Origin of the sequence: Rhodococcoides kyotonense (genome assembly GCF_900188125.1) — a bacterium.
In the GTDB taxonomy this organism is placed as follows: Bacteria; Actinomycetota; Actinomycetes; order Mycobacteriales; family Mycobacteriaceae; genus Rhodococcoides; species Rhodococcoides kyotonense.
The window spans coordinates 253,601-271,691 of sequence record NZ_FZOW01000007.1 but is presented as its reverse complement, the minus strand read 5'-3'; the positions used below and the strand labels follow the sequence as shown (position 1 = coordinate 271,691).

Sequence of the window (18,091 nt, the reverse complement as noted above, 5' to 3'; positions counted from 1 at the left end):
GTGCTGGCAGACGATAATCGCTGTGGCTGGCGACGACGAGAGTCTCCAGATCGAGCAGATCATCGAGAGATTGACTGCCCGCTACCCGTTGGCGTCGGTGGGCGCCGTCGAACACACGGTGCGACTCGTCTACAAACGTTTCGACGATTGCCGCATTCGTGATTTCGTTCCTCTGCTGGTGGAGAAGGCGTCCCGGCTCGACCTCGAGAAATCCGCCTCACCCACCGGGTGATTTCGCGCGCGGGAGGGCACGTGAACGTGGCAATTCGCTGACAGCAGGATTCTCGGGGAGGACACTGCATGCACCAGTTCAATTCGGGCTGCTACCGCCAAGGGGGACGGTGATGTTCTGCTACGGACGTCGATGGTCGAATCGATCTGACACGCGATGGCCGACGTAGCGAGTACCGATTCGCTCGACGAGACCGAACGCGCCGAATTGCTCAGGCTGCGCGAGGAAGTGGCAACGCTGCGGATCCCGCCGATCGACAAGGCAGGCGCACCGCGGAATCGGCTGCGGTGGACCGCGGTGGCCATCCTGCTCGTACTGGTTGCCGTTCTCGCACTGCTGTCCGTCACCGCCCGCTTCACGAGAAGTCAGATCCTCGATACCGACCGCTACGTGAGTACCGTTGCTCCCCTCGGCGAGGACCCGGTCGTCCAAGGGGAAATAACGAACCAGGTCACGGACGAGATCTTCGCCCGTCTGGACATCGAGGGCCTCACGACGGACGCGTTGACCGCGCTCACCGACGCCACCACTGCGCCGCGTCTGGATCAGACCGTCGTCGGGCTTGCACCCGTGATCACCAGCCAGGCCGAGGACTTCATTCGAGAGACGGTCGCGACGTTGGTGCAGTCACAGCAGTTCGAAGACCTCTGGATTCAGGCGCACAGGGCCGCCCACACCGCACTCGTCGCGGTGATGACGGGCAACTACGGTCTCAGCTCGGTCGCGGTCGACGACAGCGGAACGGTCAGCATCTCCCTCGGTACCGTCATCGACAACGTCAAGGCAGCGCTGATCGATCGAGGATTCGCGTTCGCCGAGAACATCCCGTCGGTGGACACACAGTTCGTTCTGTTCCAATCGCCGGAATTGGTGAAGGCCCAGCGCGCCGTCTCGGCACTCGACAAGGCGTCGACGATTCTTCCGTGGCTCGGAATTGCCTGTGCCGCTGCGGCTGTCGCCGTCGCGCCCTCGGGGCGGAGGCTGCGCACGCTGTCCCTCGCCGGGCTGGCCGTTGCGGTCGGAATGCTCGTGCTGGCCATCGGACTTCTCGTGGGGCGTGCGCTCTATCTCGACAACGTCCCTGCCGACGTCCTGTCGCCCGACGCGTCGGCCACGATCCTCGACACCGTTCTGATTCCGCTGCGCACGAGTCTGCGCGCTGTCGCAGTCCTCGGTCTCGTGATCGCGATCGGCGCCTATCTCATCGGCGGTTCGCCGTCCGCGCTGGCAGTACGCCGCGCGTACGGGCGAGCGTTGAACCACGTGAGTAGGCCGAACAAGGTCGCACACTGGGCCTACCCGATACGTATTCCGCTGCGCTGCACGATAATCGGTATCGCTGCGGTGATGTTGGTGTTCTGGCGTTACCCAACAGGACTTGTCGTGTTGTGGATAGTTCTCGGTGCGGTGGCGGCGCTCGTAGGACTGGAAGTGCTCATCCGATCAGTAAGCCGGCAACGATCGGTCGAAAGGCAACGATCGGTCGAAAGGCAACGATCGGTCGAAAAGCAAGGGGGAGAGGATGGCGAAGAAGGCCGAGCACGACAAGCCGATGAAGAACAAGGAGTACCGACACCTCATTCGGCCGCTTCACGGTGAACTCGTCGCGCTGCAGGAGTGGGTCAAGTCGTCGGGGGCGAAGATCTGCATCGTGTTCGAGGGTCGTGATACCGCGGGCAAAGGCGGCGTGATCAAGGCGATCACCGAGCGGGTCAGTCCCCGTGTGTTCCGGGTCGTTGCGTTGCCCGCACCGACCGAGCGCGAGAAGTCTCAGATGTACCTCCAGCGCTACATTCCGCATCTCCCGGCCGCAGGCGAAGTGGTCATCTTCGACCGCAGTTGGTACAACCGCGCCGGAGTCGAACGGGTCATGGGTTTCTGCACCGAGGAGGAGGCCGACCAGTTCGTTCAGCTCGTTCCCGAGGTCGAACGTGCGATCGTCGACTCCGGTGTCATCCTGTTGAAGTACTGGCTCGAGGTGAGTCAGGAACAGCAGACGCTCCGCCTGCAGAGTCGCATCGACGACCCGCGCAAACTGTGGAAGCTGTCGGATCTCGATCTCGAGTCCTACACGCATTGGTACGACTACTCCCGTGCCCGCGACGACATGTTCCACTTCACCGATACCGGCTGGGCGCCTTGGTATGTCGTCAGCAACGACGACAAGAAATGTGGTCGGCTGAACATCATCGCCCACATTCTGGACCAGGTGCCGTACGAGCCGTTGGAGCACCCCGACATCACCCTCCCAAAGCGGGAGAAACGTCACGGATACAAGGAGCCGAGGCAGCCGCTGCATTGGATTCCGACGCCGTATCGAGGGTCGAGCCGGAAGGGGTGAACGGTGATGGTGTCCACTGAAGTGTCGACGACGCAGACGGACTGGCACGCGCAGAGCGCCCCGGCCGTGATCGCCGCGATGGCCGGCGACCCGGATTCCGGCCTGTCCACAGGTGAGGCAGACGAGCGGCGAAAGAAGCACGGCCCCAACGAGATAGCGTCGGAGCCTGCGCCGTCGATCTGGGTTCTTGCGCTCCGTCAGCTTCAGGACCTGATGAATCTGATGCTGATCGCGGTGGCAGTGGTCAGCATCGTCATCGGCGAGGTGCCGACGGCGATCATCGTCGCCGGACTCGTCGTGCTCAACGTCGTGCTGGGAACACAACAGGAACTGAAGGCACGCGCCAGCGTCGACGCCCTCGCGAAGATGCAGACGCCGCAGGTGCGGGTCACACGCGACGGCACCCTTGTCCAGTTCGCAGCTACGGATCTCGTTCCGGGTGACATCGTTCATCTCGAGGCAGGCGACATCGTCCCCGCCGACGGCAGGCTGCTGGCCTCCGCGACCCTCGAGACCCAGGAGGCCGCGCTGACAGGCGAAAGCGCACCGGTACCCAAGGACCCACGAACGCTCGACGACGCCAAGGTACCGCTCGGCGACCGCAGCAACATGGTCTTTCAGAACACGTCCGTGACCAGGGGAACTGCCACGATGGTCGTCACCGAGACCGGAATGCGGACGCAGATGGGGCAGATCGCGTCGATGCTGTCCGCAGTCGAGCCGAGCAAGTCCCCACTCCAACGAGAACTGAACTCGCTCACCAAGATTCTCGGCATCATCGCGTGGACGGCCGTCGCCATCATCGTCGTACTGGGAGTCGTTCGCGGACAGACTCTCTCGACGGTTCTGCTACTGGGAATCTCGATGGGAATATCCGCCATCCCGACCGGCCTACCGACGTTCGTGCAAGCGATGCTGGCGTACGGAGCGAGACAGCTCGCCGACGCCAAAGCCGTCGTCAAGAATCTCACGGACGTCGAGACCCTCGGCGCCACGAGCGCGATCAATTCCGACAAGACCGGCACGCTGACGATGAACCAGATGACCGTGAGGTCCCTGTATTTCCATGGACGTTGGTACGCCGTCGGCGGTGAGGGCTACAGCAAGACGGGCAGGATCACGCAGGTCGCGGGCGACACCGTCCCCGATTTCACGCTGCTCGCCTACGGGCTGTGCCTGGACAGCGACGCCACCGTGTCCGACAGCGGGGACGTCGTCGGCGATCCCACCGAAGCGGCGCTGATCGTGCTGGCCGCCAAGGTCGGCGTCGACGCGCCTCTGACACGGCGAACGTACCCGCGCGTCGCCGAAGTGCCGTTCGATTCCGCGTACAAGTTCATGGCCACGTTCCACCATCTGCACATCGACGGGGGAGTGCAGTTCGTCGAACTCGTCAAAGGCGGTCCCGACGTCGTGTTGGACCGATGCACAACGGCGTTCGTCGCGGACCGTCGACAGGTACCGCTCGACGACGTCCGCGCCGAGGTGGACGCTGCCAACCGCGAACTGTCCGAGAAGGGCCTGCGGGTGCTGGCCTTCGCCGCTCGCCGTCTCGACGGGCAGGAGGACGCAGCACAGGCCGACCCGATGTCGCTCGTGCAGGATCTGACGTTCGTGGGCATGGTCGGAATCATCGACCCGCTGCGCGCGGAAGCGATCGATGCCGTCCACACCGCTCATGCCGCGGGTATCGAGGTGCGGATGATCACCGGCGACCATGCGATCACGGCGTCCGCGATCGGCGCCGAGCTCGGGCTGGGCCCCGGTGCGATCGGCGGCCCCGAACTCCAGGCCATGAACGACGACGAACTGACCAAGGCCCTGCCGAACCTGCACGTCTTCGGCCGGGTGACGCCGCAGGACAAGCTCCGGCTGGCAGGCATCATGCAGAAGAACGGCGATGTCGTGGCGATGACCGGTGACGCCGTCAACGACGCGGCCGCGTTGAAGAAGGCCGACATCGGTGTCGCCATGGGATCGGGCAGCGAGGTGACCAAGCAGGCGGGCAAGATGATCCTCACCGACGACAACTTCGGCACTCTGATCACCGCAATTCGTCTGGGCCGCAACATCTACGACAAGATCGTGTCCTATATTCGCTATCAGATGGCGAAGCTGTTCTCGTTGGTGCTGCTCTTTCTCGTCGCAAGTATCTTCGACATCAACGACGGGGTCGCACTGACTCCACTGATGGTGCTGTTCCAACACTTCTCATTACGTTGTTCCCCGTTGCCGTCATCATGTCCGATCCACCTCCGCCCGGCCTGATGAACAAGCCACCGCGGGATCCGGCGATGCCGATCACCAACAGGACGGCCTTCGTGCAGTGGTCGGTATACGGGGTCCTGCAGTTCGCCGTCACGCTCGCGGCGATGCTTCTCGCGCCGGGGGACATGAGTACGACCGAGGCGAGCGTTCCGATGACGATGGCCTTCGTCGTGCTGTCGTTGGGTTCGATCTTCGCGGGCCTGGTCATGCGCCGCGATCCTGAATCCGGCCTGACGTCACCGATTCTCACGGCCCTGAAGATCTTGTCGATTCCTCTCGTCGTCACGGTCTTCGCGGTCGAGGCCGGTTTCCTGCAGGACCTGCTGATGACCACGTCGTTGACCGGCGGGCAGTGGCTCGCCTGCATCGGGTGGTCGCTGATCGTGCCGGTGGTCGTCGAGGCGGACAAAGCGGTACGACGTCGACTCCACTCGGTACCGAGTGCCCCGACCGCGCCGATAGCCACAGTGGCCCCGCAGCGCGCGCAGTGACCGCGTCTACAAACCCATGACCTGGACCGCTGGACTCACCCGGTTGCCGGGAATCGCGACGGTCCGCGCGTACCGCCGAGAATGGCTACGTCCCGACGTCATTGCCGGACTCGTTCTCACCGCGCTGCTCATCCCCGCCGGGATGGGATATGCGGAAGCGGCAGGGCTCCCCGCCTACGCAGGGCTGTATGCGACGATCGTTCCGCTGCTCGCCTACGCAGTGGTCGGGCCGTCGAAAATTCTCGTTCTCGGGCCGGATTCGTCGCTCGCGCCGCTCATCGCCGCGGCCGTGCTGCCGCTGGCTCTGACCGACGACCCGGAGAGCGCGCTCGCACTGGCGGGCATCCTGGGTGTGCTGGTCGGTCTGATACTGCTCGTGGGCGGGTTCCTGCGCTTGGGCTTCGTCACCGAACTACTGTCGAAACCGATTCGCCTCGGTTATCTGAACGCGATCGCGCTCATCGTCGTGGTCGGCCAACTGCCCAAGCTGCTCGGGTTCTCCGTCGACGCGCCGAATCTCATCGGAGAAATCGGCGAGATCGGACGGGCTGTGTTCCAGGGGGACATCGATCCGGTCGCGGCCGCGGTGGGCATCGGGTCGCTCGTCGTCATTCTCGGGTTCCGCATGTGGGTGCCCCGAATCCCGGGCGTTCTCGTGGCGGTGGTCGGAGCCATGATCGTCTCTGCCGCTGCAGGACTCACCGACGTCATCGGCATGGTCGGTGCATTGCCTGCTGGTCTGCCGCTGCCGTCGTTCGGCGGTGTGGACTGGGGTGACGTGGGCTCTCTCGTCGGTCCTGCGGCCGGTATCGCGCTGATTGCATTTGCGGACACCGGCGTTCTGTCTCGGACCTTCGCCGCGCGGCACGGCGAGAACGTGAACGGCAGTACCGAGATGAAGGCGGTCGGGGTAGCGAACATCGCCGGCGGAATTTTCGGCGGATTCCCTATCTCCGCCAGTGGATCCCGTACGCCGGTGGCCGAACAGAGCGGTGCCAGAACACAATTGGCCTGCGTCGTCGGGGCGCTCGCCGTACTCGCCTTCGTCCTACTCGCGCCGGGAGTGACCGCGTACCTACCCGACGCGACGCTCGGAGCCGTGGTGATCGTCGCCGCCATGGCCTTGGTGGACGTGAAGGGCCTGGTCCGGATGTGGCGCATGAGTACCGTCGAATTCTTGCTCGCCGCAGCAGCATTCCTCGGTGTCGCGCTGGTGGGTGTGCTGCAGGGCATCCTCGTCGCGATCGGATCGTCCTTCGTGGCGGTGGTAGCCCGGGCGTGGCAGCCGTACCGCACCGAACTCGTCGAGACCTCGGACCGCCCGGGGTTCCACGACATCGAACGACATCCCGACGGGCATCGAATACCTGGCCTGGTCATCGCGCGATTCGACGCTCCTCTTTTCTTCGCCAACGGCGAGATCTTCGACGGATACGTTCGCTCTGTGGTCGCGGCGGCCCCGGACCCGGTCCTGTGGGTGATCGTGGCAGCTGAGCCGATCACGGGGCTCGACACCACCGCAGTCGACGAATTGGTCGACCTCGACACGTATCTCGACGGCAATGGCATCCGGTTGGTGTTCGCGGAGATGAAGGGCCCGATCAAGGACAAGTTGATCAGATTCGGCGTGGGGGACCGGTTCGGTTCCTCGCACTTCTATCCGACGGTGGAGTCCGCGGTCAGCGCCTTTCGAGCTCGGAGTTGACGTCGCGGAAAGCCAAGGTCCACAACCGAACCCAATCGAACACTGGAGCCGACGGCCGAACGCCGGGCCTGGTTCGCGGAACCTGCACGCGTAACGCGCGCGGATGGATCGTGCATCGGACCGGAGTCGGGAGCATCAGGGATTCGCCGTCGACACCTACGGGGATTTCCGGAGTGTCGGCGTCGACGATCACCTCCGCCGCAGTCGCCTGTGTCGCACCGCGAGAGAGGTTGCGGCGCAGCAGTCCGACCGCTTGTCGAGTGTTGGCGACCGACAGGGTGACTGCTCCGAGTTCGCCGCGGTCCAGCCGATCGCGGCGGTTGAGCCCGGCCAGGTCGCTCGAGCCATAGGCGTTGTTGCTCACCAGAACTGCGTGCGGTTCGGAGACGACCACGTCGTCGATGTGAGCCACCAGCCGAGGCCCGGTATGTCCCGAGAGAAGTTCCGGGAGCTGTGCGAGTACGGTCGCGGCCTTGTCGTCCCGGTACGCGGGGTCACGCACGATTTCGGCGTACACACCGAACGAGGCGTTGTTGACGAACGGTCGGCCGTTGATCGTTCCGAGGTCGACGTGTAGCTCGACTCCGTCGCGCAGTGCGTTCAGGGACAGCGTCGGATCGGTGCGGTCGAGTCCGAGATCCATCGCGAAATGGTTCCGGGTTCCGGCACTGATGACGAGAAACGGCACGTCGTGCTCGGCCGCGACCGCCGCGACGAGTGCTTGAGTCCCGTCGCCACCTGCGACGCCCAACAGATCAGCCCCGTGTGCGACGGCGTGCTGGGCCAACTCGGTGACGTCGACGATGGCAGGTCCGTCCAGCAGCACCACCTCGGCGCCCAGTTCCTCCGCCTTGCGTTTCAGGTCGTACTTCGCGACCTTGCCACCACCGGAGTGCGGATTCATGATCACGAAGGGGCGCTCGGGTCGTCGCGCAGGATATTCGGGCATGGCCGTCTCGTCCTGTCGTGAGCGCAGCGCGACGCGGGCGCAGACGACAGCTGCCGCCGACAGCAGGTACGACGCCAGCACGACCCACAACAGGTCGGCGCGAACGAACAACGCGACCACGACGATCGGCGCGAGAACTGCGATACCCAGGGCCATCCACCGGAGCGCACCACGCCGGGTCAAGAACCAATACAGACACGCCACGATGACCACGACGCCGACGAGTACGACGACGAGTAACGCGGTGGTACGCCACAGTCCCGCGAAGAACACCGGCACCACTCCGGCGCCGACAGCACTCGCGAATGCCCCGCGCGCCCACCAGCGCCGAGCAGGCTCGTCATCAGTGGACCGCATGTGCGCACCCCCTCCCCAGCAGGACGACACTTCATCGTATGTCCGTGGTCGGGCTCATGACTGGACTACCGAAGAACCGCTGCCACAGCCTCCACCTGGTCGGCGACGCGTGGACCCCAGCGGCTCGACAGATCCTCGTCCATCGCGAAGACCTTCCCGTCGCGCACGGCCGTGATCGCACTCCATCCCGGACGCGCGGCGACGGATTCCGGTGTGACGCCGCAGCATTGGGCGTCGGCGAGGAAAACGATGTCGGGGTCGGCAGCAAGGATGCCCTCGTCCGACATCTGCGGGTAGTCACCGCCGGGGGAGCCGTCGGCGATGGAGGTCAGGCCGAACAATCCGTATATCTGTCCGACGAAGCTCGTGCTGGTCACCGTGTACAGCGTCGAGTCGAGTTCGTGGAAATAGGTCTGCGGCTCGGCGGGGACACTCGCGACGGCGTCGTCGATGCGTTTCTTCATGTCCGCGACCACCATGTCGCCCTGCTCGTCGTGACCGGTTGCGTCGGCGATCTTCTCGATCTGGGAGTACGCGTCGTCGATGCTCGTGGCGGCGGGCAGCAGCAGCGTCGGGATGTCCGCCTGGGCGAGGCCGGCGACCAGGCCGTCGATGTCGTCGGATGCGATGACGAGGTCGGGTTCGTATCCGATGATCGCTTCGAGGCTGGGGGTGTAGGCGGACAGATCCGTCTTCGGAGCGTCGGTGGGGTAGTCGGACTGACTGTCCACGGCAACCACCTGATCACCCGCGCCGACGGCGAACAGCGTCTCCGTTGCAGTGGGGCTGAGCGACACGATCGACTGGGGCAGTTCGTCGGGAGCCGCCGGTTCGGGATCCGAGCTACTGCAACCAGCGACGAACGCCACCGAAGCAACGAGAACGATCATGATTTTCGACGGCTGCATCGACCCATCGTATCGTTGTACATCGGCTCGAATCACATCAATGTCATTCGGCTGCAACGACGTTTGGCGCGGTCGATTTGTTGCACAAACAGTCGATTTCAGTAACACTCACCACATCAGTCACACGAGTAACACGACCGATGGGGACACGTATGCGCACAGGACGTCGACAGATCGCGCTCGGCGCGGCACTCACCCTCATGGCCGGTGGGCTCGCGGTGCTTGCGTCACCCGTCGCCTCCGCCGATCCGTGTGGCGGCCTCGGCGGGCCCGGATCGTCACCGTTGTTCGGGTCGTCGGGAAGCGGTGACGGGCGGGACCCACGCGGACCGCAGGGGCCGCTACCGCGCATCGACACCGGCAACACACAGTCGATCTCGTGGATCACCGGGCCGGAGAGCGCAAACAACACGTACGACGCCCTCGGCATCTCGGGAACGGACCTCGGCATCAGCTGGGACAACGGCGCAGGCCAGACCCTCATGGCGTTCGGTGACACGTTCGGCAACTGCTCGGTCACCGGTCAGCAGTGGCGCAGCAATGTGCTGCTGCGATCGAACGACGACAATCTGGCCGACGGCATCACCGTCGGTCCCGCGATTCCGGGCGACGTCAACTCCGGGGCGGTCGTGCAGGCCGCGTCCCCGCGCTTCGCGAGCGAGGTCATCCCGAGCCTCGGCCTTCCGAAGGTCGAGGACACGACGATTCCGACGGCGGCCATCGCGATCGACGGTGTGCAGTACATGAACTACATGTCGGTGCGAGAGTGGGGCGCTCCCGGGCGCTGGGTCACCAACTTCTCGGCCATCGCCGTCTCGAACGACAACGGGCAGACCTGGGCGACGGCACCGGCGACGATCCGCGTCAATGCAGGCGTGACGATCCCAGGTGTCGACCAGGTCGAGGAGAGCAACGGCAAGTTCCAGATGAACGCCTTGACCCGAGGCGAGGACGGCTACATCTACCAATTCGGTACGCCCAATGGACGATTCGGCGCCGCGTTCGTATCCCGAGTGCTGCCGGAGAACATCCTCGACCTGTCGAAATACGAATACTCGACGCAGGACTCGGCCAAGCCGTGGTCGAGCGAAGTCGCCGACTCCGTCTCGGTCGTCAAGGAACCGGTGAGCGAACTGTCGGTGGCGTGGAACGACTACCTGGGGCGATACGTGATGTTGTACGGCAACGAAGTCGACCGAACCATCGTGGCTCGCACGGCCGAGAAGCCCGAGGGTCCGTGGAGCGCGCCGACGACGGTGCTCGACGCACGGAACACCTCGGGCGGGATCTACGCGCCGTACATTCACCCGACGACCAGCGGAAAAGACTTGTACTTCACCGCTTCTCGCTGGTCCGACTACAACGTGCTGTTGCTTCGAACGAATCTCGATGCGTTGAAGCGTTAGCGCGCAGCGAATGTCGCGATACGGGTGACCGCGTCGTGAGACTCGCTGACCCTGGCAATGGTCGCAGCCTCGTCGTCGAGGTGGTCGGCGTACGACCGAGTTCCCGCAGCCCGCATGAGCCGACGCGTCTGCCCGATGGCCGGGAATGTTCCCCGCGCGAGCCGCCCCGCGAGTTGGTCTGCGCGCGAGACGATGTCGTCGTCGGGCACGACCTCCGAGACGAGGCCCCAGTCGAGGGCCTCGTCGGCCGTCAGGACTTTCCCGTCGAGCAGAATCTTCGCTGCACGCCGCAGTCCGACGACCCCGGGCAGTAATGCCGAGACACCGCAGTCCGGGGAGAGGCCGACGGCCGAATACGCCGCGGTGTAGGTGCTCGACGAACCGGCCACGACGAAGTCCGCGGCAAGGACCAGACCCAGTCCGGCGCCTGCTGCCGAACCCTGCACTGCCGCAACGACGGGCACCGGCACTCCGTCGAGCACGACCAGCGCGCGATGGATGGTGCCGGCGAGGTCGGTGAGAAACGCGGGCATGTCCGACGCGGCCGCCATCTGCCGCACATCGCCGCCTGCGCAGAAGTTCTTGCCCCCGCCCGACAGGACGAGAACACGCGCATTCTCCTCGGCTGCAAGATCGTTCACGGCGCGCTCGAAGCCGTCGGCCAACTCCGAATTCAGCGCGTTCGACGCCTTCGGCCGGTTCAGGTGGATGCGAGCGATGCCGTCGGCAACGCTGTACTGCACGGCGTCGGTCATCGTGGCGCCATCCGGATCGCACCGTCGAGTCGGATGACCTCGCCGTTGAGCATCGCGTTCTCGACGATGTGCTGCACGAGTGCGCCGAACTCGTCGGGGTCACCGAGACGAGACGGGTGCGGTACCTGCGCACCGAGGGACTGCCGGGCATCCTCGGGCAGCGTCTTCAGCAGTGGCGTATCGAAGATGCCCGGTGCGATGGTCGCGACGCGGATCTGATGGCGAGCGAGTTCGCGCGCGATGGGCAGCGCCATCGAGACGATGCCACCCTTCGACGCGGCATAGGCGGGCTGTCCGATCTGACCGTCGAACGCCGCCACCGAGGCGGTATTGACGACGACGCCTCGTTCGCCGTCGACGCTGTCGGTTGCCGCGATGCGTTCGGCGGCAAGGCGAATCACGTTGAACGTCCCGAACAGGTTGATCTTGACGATGCGTTCGAAGTCCTCCATCGGCAATGGTCCGTTCTTGCCGAGAACCTTTCCGGGAGGTCCGACGCCCGCGCAGTTGACGACGATGCGCAGCGGGCCCCGTTCGGCCAGCGCGTCGAGCGCGCGCGTCACGTCGTCGGTGGACGTGACGTCGCCGGGCAGGAACGTCACGGCGCCGGGATGTTCGTCCTGCACAGCAGGCCCGGGCGAACTGGGCAGATCCAGGATGCCGACGTGCGCACCTGCACGCACCAATGCCTGCGTCGTCGCGAGACCCAGTCCCGAGGCTCCGCCGGTCACCAGCGCGACCGTGTTGTCGATCTTCATGTGCTCCTCTTTCGATAGTCCTGGTCGTTCGGTAGAGCCGAACAACCACGTTCCGTTACGCTGAACAAATGTCGTCCGTCGCTGACAGTCCAGGCGTTCATATCGGTGCGCGCGTTCGCGAAGTGCGCATGGCGACGGGTGTGTCGCTCCGCGAGCTTGCGCGACGCCTCGAGCTGAGTCCGGCGACCATCACCGCGCTCGAGAAGGGGCGCACGACGATGAGCGTCGATCGGCTGCACGAGATCGCCACTGCGCTCGGTGTATCGCCCGCTGACTTGTTCGCGACGGGTTCGGTGAGCGTGGCACCCCGACGCGGCAGTGACGACGGAACTGCTCCGGGCCACTGGCGCGAGTTCGACGACCTTCCCATGGATGTCGTCCTGCGCGCGGCACTCGCCTGCATCATCCGAAAGGGTTACCACGGCTGCTCCATTCGCGACATCGCCGAGCAAGCGGAGTCGAGTGTCTCCGCGCTCTATCACTACTACCCGAGCAAGCAGGCGATGTTGGTTGCGCTGTTCGACCTCACGATGACCGACCTTCTTCGCCGCGCGACTGCCGCCCGTGACGAGTGCGACCCGGACGATCACGTCGAACGGTTCTCGCGTCTCGTCGAGAGCCTGACGCTCTACCACAGCTACCGCAAGGACATGGGCTTCGTCGGATCGAGCGAGATGCGCAGCCTCGAAGGCGGAAGTCACGCGGCGATCGCCGCGAAACGTGTTGCGCTGCAGCGCATGGTCGACGTCGAAGTGCAGTCCGGCGTCGACCTCGGCCTGTTCGGAACCAATCGCCCGCACGAGGCCGCGCGTGCCGTCGTGACGATGTGCGTGTCCGTCGCCCAGTGGTACAACCCACAGGGCGACGAGCAGCCAGAGGAAATCGCCGCGGCATACGTGCGATTCGCCCTCGACCTGGTTGCACACCGACCCTGACTTCAGCGCGGGTCGACGAAGATGTCGTAGTCGAGTGGATCGGTTCCGCCGTAGCTGCTCAGGTCCGTCACTCCGGCTTCGTTCAGAACGTCGACGTCGATCATCGTCTGTCCGGTGCGACGACCGGGCGTGTGCGACAGGATCGCTGCGGCCGCGTCGGCCATGATCTGCGGGCTACGCGCGTGCGCGGTGCCTTCCTCGCCGCCGAGCAGGTTCTTCACCGCTGCCGTGGCAATGGTGGTCTCGGGCCACAGGCAGTTGGCCGCGATGTCGGACTCACGGAACTCGGCCGCGAAACTCAAGGTCAGCAATGTCATTCCGTATTTTCCGAGCATGTAGCCCGGGTGCTTTCCGAGCCATTCCTCGCTCATGTTCAGCGGCGGCGACAGAGTCAGAATGTGCGCCGACGACGACTTCTTCAGGTACGGCAGGCATGCCTGCGTCAGCGCGAACGTGCCACGGACGTTGACCTGCTGGATGAGGTCGAATCTCTTCAGCGGAAGATCCTCGGTGCCGGCCAGATTCAACACGCTCGCGTTGTTGATGCAGATGTCGATGCCACCGAACTCCTCGGCAGCCGTGCGTGCCGCGCGCTGTACGTCGTCGTCGTTGCGGACGTCGCCGACGACACCGACGGCTCTCCCGCCTGCCTGCTCGATCTCGTCGACCGCGGTGTGAATGGTGCCGGGTAGCCGCGGGTCCGGGTTGTCGGTCTTCGCCAACAGGACGAGGTTGGCGCCACCGCGTGCGAGCTCCGTCGCGATCGCGAGGCCGATACCGCGGCTACCGCCGGACATGACGGCCGTCAGACCGTCGAAACGCTTGTCGCTCATGGTTGTTCCTTCTAGATTCGTTCGATGATGGTGGCGTTGGCCATGCCGCCGCCTTCGCACATGGTCTGCAATCCGTACCTGCCGCCGGTGGCTTCGAGATACGTGAGCATCGATGCGAGAAGCCTGCCGCCGGATGCACCGAGAGGATGGCCGAGCGCGATGGCGCCGCCGGCCGGGTTCAGGCGGGCTGGGTCGGCGTCGAAGTGGCTCTGCCACATCAGGGGCACCGACGCGAAGGCCTCGTTGACCTCGTAGGTGTCGATGTCGTCGAGGGTCAGTCCGCTGCGCGCGAGGATCTTCTCGGTAGCCGGAATCGGCCCGGTCAGCATCAGAAGCGGATCGCTGCCTGCGACGGCGAAGCTGTGGAATCGTGCACGGGGTGTCAGCCCCAGCGCGGCCGCCTTCTCTTCGCTCATGATCAGAGCAGCCGACGCGCCGTCGGTCAACGGTGACGAGTTGCCCGCCGTGATGGACCAGTCGATCTCCGGGAAACGTTCTGCCAGAGCTGCATTCTGGAAGACGGGCTTCAGCGTGGATAACGACTCGGCGGTGGTCGAGGCGCGAACGGTTTCGTCGAGAACCGCGTCTCCTACCGGGACGATCTGGTCCTGCTGCAGTCGATCCGAGGCTTCGGCGGCCAGGCGGTGCGATCGAGCGGCGTAGTCGTCCAGTTGGTCACGGTCGAATTTCCATCGCGCAGCGATCAATTCCGCTCCGATGCCCTGGGACACGAGTCCCTCGGGGTAGCGCGTCGACAGAGGGCCGACGGACGGATCCTTGTCGCCCACGTTCGAGAACATCGGTGCGCGGCTCATCGACTCGACACCACATGCGATGACGATGTCGTAGACGCCCGCGGAGACGCCTTGTGCGGCAAAGGCTGCCGCCTGCTGGCTCGATCCGCACTGACGGTCGATCGTCGTCGCCGGGACCGACTCGGGGAATCCCGCAGCCAACACGGCCGTGCGTCCGATGTTGACGGCCTGCTCGCCCGCCTGGGTGACGCAGCCGGTGATGACGTCGTCGATCAGGGCGGGATCGAGATCGTGCTTGGTGACCAGCGTGCGCAACAGGTCGGCGAGCAGGGTCGCCGGATGGATGCCGGACAGTGCACCTCCGGGCTTGCCCTTGCCCGACGGCGTTCGGATGACGTCGACGATGACTGCAGTACCCACCCAGCGCTCCCTTGTTCGTACGATCGTTCGGTTAATGCTGACATTGCCAGATGGATACGCTGCTAGTCAACGGTGCTTCTGGGAAAACGCTGTTCAGAATTCCTGAACGCTAGGCTGGAGCGTAGGCAATCACCGTCAGCCCGGCAGGTGACACGAGTCGAAGCCGGGTTTCATGCCCACCGGGCTGCTGCGTGCCGACTTCCCAACCCAGCGACCCCGCAACGCGGGCCACCGCGTCCAGATCGGTCGTCTTCGCGAGAAGCGACCACGCCGGTCCCGACTCGTCGGACAGGCTGACCCCGCCGAACGCGGCCCAGGCCCGGCCATCGGAGAAGATGGCCGGACCCAGGACGTCGACGAGATCGCGATGCGTCTCGGACCAATTACTGGTCGAATGCATGACGGTGACCTTGACGAACAGCGAAGACAGACTGTCGCTCACGACTGCGCCAACCGCCCGGCCTCGTCGAGCGCAGCACGGTAGATGTCCCCGATGCCGGCTTCGAGATCCTTCTCGAGCGCTGCCGGGTCGTCGCCCGCCGCGGTGAACTCCGCATCCCACGAGACGACGGAACCGGATGCTGCGGCGTCGACCTTGATCGTCGAAACGTACTTCGCCAGCGGCAACGGTCCATCGATGTATTCGTAGGTGTACGTGCGGCTCTCGTCGTCGTGCGCGACGATTCGTTCACGTACCGGGTTGCCGTCGGTGAAGACGCCGTGGCGGACGTCGCCTTCCATCGTGGCCGAACCCAGCGACGGAATCCACGACGCGGCGCTCGCCGGATCGCCGACGATCGACCACAGAGCGGATGGGCTGTTCGGAAACTCCTGTCGTACCGACACCGTCGCCATGTCAGACCCTTCCCAGTTCGGCGTTGTACTTCTGCGTCATGTGGTCGACGGCCTTGCGATGCTCGTCGGCCTGGCCTTCACGGACCGACTGAGCGTGGGCCGCCGCGTCGAGCATCGGTTGTGCTTGTCCTTGGAAGTACGGCATGACGTCCTGTGCGAACAGTTCGTAGGAACGCTTGGTGGCCTGCGGGTTGGCCCAGTCGTGGCCCTGAACCAGCAGGGTGCCGAAGCCGCCGGATTGGTCGACGAGTCGCTGGACCTGCGCGCGTGCCTGCTCCGCGGTGCCGATGACACCGATGCCCGACGTGTTGATGAAGTCGATCATTTCCTTCTTGTTGGTTCCGCGGACGTCCATCTGGGGGAACGCGGCGACGTGCTGAAGGTAGTTGAACCAGTACTCGATGCCGTGCTCGACGTCCTTGTACGCCTGCTCGACGGTCTCGGCGATGTGGAACGGGCCGACGAGACGCCACGTCGAACGGTCGACCTCGTCGGATCGACCCGCCTGCGCGGCGAATTCTTCGAGCATGCCCCAATGATGTTGCAGCGCACTGAAACCGTCGGCCGTGAGAGTTGCGGCGATGGACAGCAGTCCGATGCCGTGCTTACCGGCGAGGCGAGCGCCCGTCGGCGACGCGATTGCGGCGACGACGACGTCGAACAGTGGGTCGGAGTACGGAGCCATCTGGATTTTCGCGTCGAACAGCTCGTGTGTGCGGGTCTTCGCGGTGACGGTCTCGCCGCGCAGCAGTCGCATGATGATGTCGGCGTTCTCGGCCAGCAGTTCGCGCGTGTCGATCTGCGACAGACCGAGCATCGCGGCGTCGGTGGGAAGCGATCCGGGGCCGAGGCCGAACAGCACACGGCCCTGAGTCAGGTGATCGAGCATGACCATGCGCTCGGCCGCCCACAGCGGGTTGTGGTAGCTGACCGACGTGACACCGGTGCCCAGCTTGATGCGGCTGGTGCGCTCACCTGCCGCGGCGATCATGATCTCGGGAGAGGCGTAGATCTCGGCGCCTGCCGAGTGATGTTCGCCGAACCATGCCTCGTCGAAGCCCAGCTTCTCGATGTATTCGACGAGTTCGAGGTCGCGCTGGAGCAGCAGCGTCGGGTTCTGTCCTGGGGTGTGAATCGGGGCGAGAAACGTTCCGAACTTCAGACGCGTCATCGGGTCTCCAAGTGTGACGAGTGGATTGGTCTCGGCGACTGTATGACCCACGCCACATCCCTCGACAGTCCTCGAAAGTGGACAACTCAGTGGGTGACGAGCCCGTTTCGACGCAGCATCGAGGCAGTGAGTGCAGCGCGGTTGCGTAGTCCGGTGGTCTCGAAGATCCTGCTCACGTATTTCTTGACGGTCATCTCGGTGAGCGTGAGTTCGGCGGCGATCTGCGCGTTGGTCAGGCCGTCGCTGATCAGTTCGGCGACCTCGATCTGACGCGGTGTGAGACCGGAGAGTGGATCGATCGTGATGTCCTCGCCGATGACGACGGACCTGCTGCTCGCACGGAGATGGCCCGCGAGCAGGCGCATCGCCGTCAGGTCGCCGACATTCCAGTACCGCTCACGGTCGAACATCCCGACCAGTGCCTCGCCGTCGGCGAAACGCAGATGCATCGCCGACGCGGTCCCCATCCCGTGCGGCGCCAGGTAGTCCTCGACGTACGACTTCTGCGGGACAGGCAGACGGGCGAGGTCGTCGAGCGTCGCGAAACCGTCGTCCGTCAGTGTGCGTCTGGCCTGCGGAAGTGCGAAGACGTCCTTGTCGCGCCAGCGTTCCTGGTACTCGTGCAGCAGCGGCTCGGCAGCCCCGGTCAGCAGCGGAGCCGGGTCGGCGAACACCGTCGGGTAGGTGGCACCGAAGAAGAAGGTGACGTCCCGGACGTCGAAGATCGTGGCGATCGCGTCGACCAGATTCTCTTTGAATCGTGTGCCGCCCGAGGATGTGCGGCACACGTCGAGTACCCCGAGTATCCGACGCAGATGCTCGGGGGAGAGCGTGTCCTGCCACGACGGGGTGGCCTCGGGCACCGATGAGCGCATCTCGCGATGGTAGCCAATGCGGACGTTCGTTCGGGCGGCTTCGCCACCTGTGCGCGCAAAGTTACAACCTGGACCAA

General features: G+C 64.8%; 16 protein-coding genes and 1 pseudogene. 7 read left to right on the top strand and 10 right to left on the bottom strand.

What is annotated here, in order from left to right; all coding sequences use genetic code 11:
* Positions 1 to 22 precede the first annotated feature (22 nt).
* The 5 genes and pseudogenes from CHB96_RS14180 to CHB96_RS14160 all read left to right on the top strand — a co-directional run bounded on the left by CHB96_RS14180 (position 23) and on the right by CHB96_RS14160 (position 7,037).
* The gene (locus CHB96_RS14180) at positions 23 to 232 is read left to right on the top strand and encodes a three-helix bundle dimerization domain-containing protein (protein ID WP_089247210.1); all 210 of its coding nucleotides are present in this window, start codon (positions 23 to 25) and stop codon (positions 230 to 232) included.
* Positions 233 to 388: 156 nt separating this feature from the next.
* Positions 389 to 1,831, top strand: a complete 1,443-nt coding sequence (locus CHB96_RS14175) for a hypothetical protein (RefSeq protein WP_245865660.1) — start codon at positions 389 to 391, stop codon at positions 1,829 to 1,831.
* Entirely contained in the window at positions 1,755 to 2,573 is an 819-nt protein-coding gene (gene ppk2, locus CHB96_RS14170) for a polyphosphate kinase 2 (protein ID WP_089247208.1), read from the top strand. Before CHB96_RS14175 ends, ppk2 begins: the two co-directional genes overlap by 77 nt.
* 6 nt (positions 2,574 to 2,579) lie before the next feature.
* Positions 2,580 to 5,332 (top strand): annotated as a pseudogene (locus CHB96_RS14165) (cation-translocating P-type ATPase).
* 16 nt (positions 5,333 to 5,348) lie between these two features.
* Positions 5,349 to 7,037: a SulP family inorganic anion transporter gene (locus CHB96_RS14160; RefSeq protein ID WP_089247206.1), complete on the top strand. Its 1,689-nt coding sequence runs from the start codon at positions 5,349 to 5,351 to the stop codon at positions 7,035 to 7,037.
* Here CHB96_RS14160 and CHB96_RS14155 read toward each other — a convergent pair.
* Together CHB96_RS14155 and CHB96_RS14150 are read right to left on the bottom strand one after the other, a co-directional pair.
* On the bottom strand, positions 7,012 to 8,343 hold the full coding sequence (locus tag CHB96_RS14155; RefSeq protein ID WP_089247204.1) for a diacylglycerol/lipid kinase family protein: 1,332 nt from the start codon (positions 8,341 to 8,343) through the stop codon (positions 7,012 to 7,014). The two genes, CHB96_RS14160 and CHB96_RS14155, sit on opposite strands and share 26 nt — an antisense overlap.
* Positions 8,344 to 8,408: 65 nt before the next feature.
* Positions 8,409 to 9,251: an ABC transporter substrate-binding protein gene (locus CHB96_RS14150; protein WP_245865657.1), complete on the bottom strand. Its 843-nt coding sequence runs from the start codon at positions 9,249 to 9,251 to the stop codon at positions 8,409 to 8,411.
* Positions 9,252 to 9,403: 152 nt separating this feature from the next.
* On the opposite strand from CHB96_RS14150, the gene CHB96_RS14145 reads away from it, so the two are divergent.
* Positions 9,404 to 10,657: a glycoside hydrolase family 183 protein gene (locus CHB96_RS14145; protein WP_245865654.1), complete on the top strand. Its 1,254-nt coding sequence runs from the start codon at positions 9,404 to 9,406 to the stop codon at positions 10,655 to 10,657.
* Here the strand turns inward: CHB96_RS14145 and CHB96_RS14140 are convergent.
* Both CHB96_RS14140 and CHB96_RS14135 read right to left on the bottom strand, forming a co-directional pair.
* Complete coding sequence (locus CHB96_RS14140; RefSeq protein ID WP_089247200.1) at positions 10,654 to 11,412, bottom strand: enoyl-CoA hydratase/isomerase family protein; 759 nt, start codon at positions 11,410 to 11,412, stop codon at positions 10,654 to 10,656. The genes CHB96_RS14145 and CHB96_RS14140 overlap by 4 nt on opposite strands.
* Positions 11,409 to 12,170, bottom strand: a complete 762-nt coding sequence (locus tag CHB96_RS14135) for a 3-hydroxyacyl-CoA dehydrogenase (protein WP_089247198.1) — start codon at positions 12,168 to 12,170, stop codon at positions 11,409 to 11,411. Before CHB96_RS14135 ends, CHB96_RS14140 begins: the two co-directional genes overlap by 4 nt.
* Before the next feature lie 68 nt (positions 12,171 to 12,238).
* Between CHB96_RS14135 and CHB96_RS14130 the strand changes: the two genes are divergently transcribed.
* On the top strand, positions 12,239 to 13,105 hold the full coding sequence (locus CHB96_RS14130; protein ID WP_089247196.1) for a TetR-type transcription factor C-terminal domain-containing protein: 867 nt from the start codon (positions 12,239 to 12,241) through the stop codon (positions 13,103 to 13,105).
* 2 nt (positions 13,106 to 13,107) lie between these two features.
* Here the strand turns inward: CHB96_RS14130 and CHB96_RS14125 are convergent, their stop codons facing one another.
* The 6 genes from CHB96_RS14125 to CHB96_RS14100 all read right to left on the bottom strand — a co-directional run bounded on the left by CHB96_RS14125 (position 13,108) and on the right by CHB96_RS14100 (position 18,014).
* Positions 13,108 to 13,938: an SDR family oxidoreductase gene (locus CHB96_RS14125; protein WP_089247194.1), complete on the bottom strand. Its 831-nt coding sequence runs from the start codon at positions 13,936 to 13,938 to the stop codon at positions 13,108 to 13,110.
* Between the two features lie 11 nt (positions 13,939 to 13,949).
* Entirely contained in the window at positions 13,950 to 15,113 is a 1,164-nt protein-coding gene (locus tag CHB96_RS14120) for a thiolase family protein (protein ID WP_089247192.1), read from the bottom strand.
* A gap of 109 nt (positions 15,114 to 15,222) precedes the next feature.
* Positions 15,223 to 15,555 carry a hypothetical protein gene (locus CHB96_RS14115; protein WP_089247190.1) on the bottom strand — a complete coding sequence of 111 codons (333 nt, stop codon included), beginning with the start codon at positions 15,553 to 15,555 and terminating at the stop codon, positions 15,223 to 15,225.
* Complete coding sequence (locus CHB96_RS14110; RefSeq protein WP_089247188.1) at positions 15,552 to 15,968, bottom strand: SRPBCC family protein; 417 nt, start codon at positions 15,966 to 15,968, stop codon at positions 15,552 to 15,554. The genes CHB96_RS14115 and CHB96_RS14110 overlap by 4 nt, the downstream gene beginning before the upstream one ends.
* Before the next feature lies 1 nt (position 15,969).
* Positions 15,970 to 17,139, bottom strand: a complete 1,170-nt coding sequence (locus CHB96_RS14105; RefSeq protein ID WP_089247344.1) for an LLM class flavin-dependent oxidoreductase — start codon at positions 17,137 to 17,139, stop codon at positions 15,970 to 15,972.
* A gap of 86 nt (positions 17,140 to 17,225) precedes the next feature.
* Positions 17,226 to 18,014, bottom strand: a complete 789-nt coding sequence (locus CHB96_RS14100) for a helix-turn-helix transcriptional regulator (protein ID WP_089247186.1) — start codon at positions 18,012 to 18,014, stop codon at positions 17,226 to 17,228.
* Positions 18,015 to 18,091: the final 77 nt, after the last annotated feature.

Coding starts and splice junctions, on each gene's coding strand:
- CHB96_RS14135 (WP_089247198.1), bottom strand. CDS start 12,170: ATGAAGATCGACAACACGGTCGCGCTGGTGACCGGCGGAGCCTCGGGA.
- CHB96_RS14140 (WP_089247200.1), bottom strand. CDS start 11,412: ATGACCGACGCCGTGCAGTACAGCGTTGCCGACGGCATCGCTCGCATC.
- CHB96_RS14110 (WP_089247188.1), bottom strand. CDS start 15,968: ATGGCGACGGTGTCGGTACGACAGGAGTTTCCGAACAGCCCATCCGCT.
- CHB96_RS14155 (WP_089247204.1), bottom strand. CDS start 8,343: ATGCGGTCCACTGATGACGAGCCTGCTCGGCGCTGGTGGGCGCGCGGG.
- CHB96_RS14150 (WP_245865657.1), bottom strand. CDS start 9,251: ATGCAGCCGTCGAAAATCATGATCGTTCTCGTTGCTTCGGTGGCGTTC.
- CHB96_RS14100 (WP_089247186.1), bottom strand. CDS start 18,014: ATGCGCTCATCGGTGCCCGAGGCCACCCCGTCGTGGCAGGACACGCTC.
- CHB96_RS14105 (WP_089247344.1), bottom strand. CDS start 17,139: ATGACGCGTCTGAAGTTCGGAACGTTTCTCGCCCCGATTCACACCCCA.
- ppk2 (WP_089247208.1), top strand. CDS start 1,755: ATGGCGAAGAAGGCCGAGCACGACAAGCCGATGAAGAACAAGGAGTAC.
- CHB96_RS14125 (WP_089247194.1), bottom strand. CDS start 13,938: ATGAGCGACAAGCGTTTCGACGGTCTGACGGCCGTCATGTCCGGCGGT.
- CHB96_RS14175 (WP_245865660.1), top strand. CDS start 389: ATGGCCGACGTAGCGAGTACCGATTCGCTCGACGAGACCGAACGCGCC.
- CHB96_RS14160 (WP_089247206.1), top strand. CDS start 5,349: ATGACCTGGACCGCTGGACTCACCCGGTTGCCGGGAATCGCGACGGTC.
- CHB96_RS14130 (WP_089247196.1), top strand. CDS start 12,239: ATGTCGTCCGTCGCTGACAGTCCAGGCGTTCATATCGGTGCGCGCGTT.
- CHB96_RS14145 (WP_245865654.1), top strand. CDS start 9,404: ATGCGCACAGGACGTCGACAGATCGCGCTCGGCGCGGCACTCACCCTC.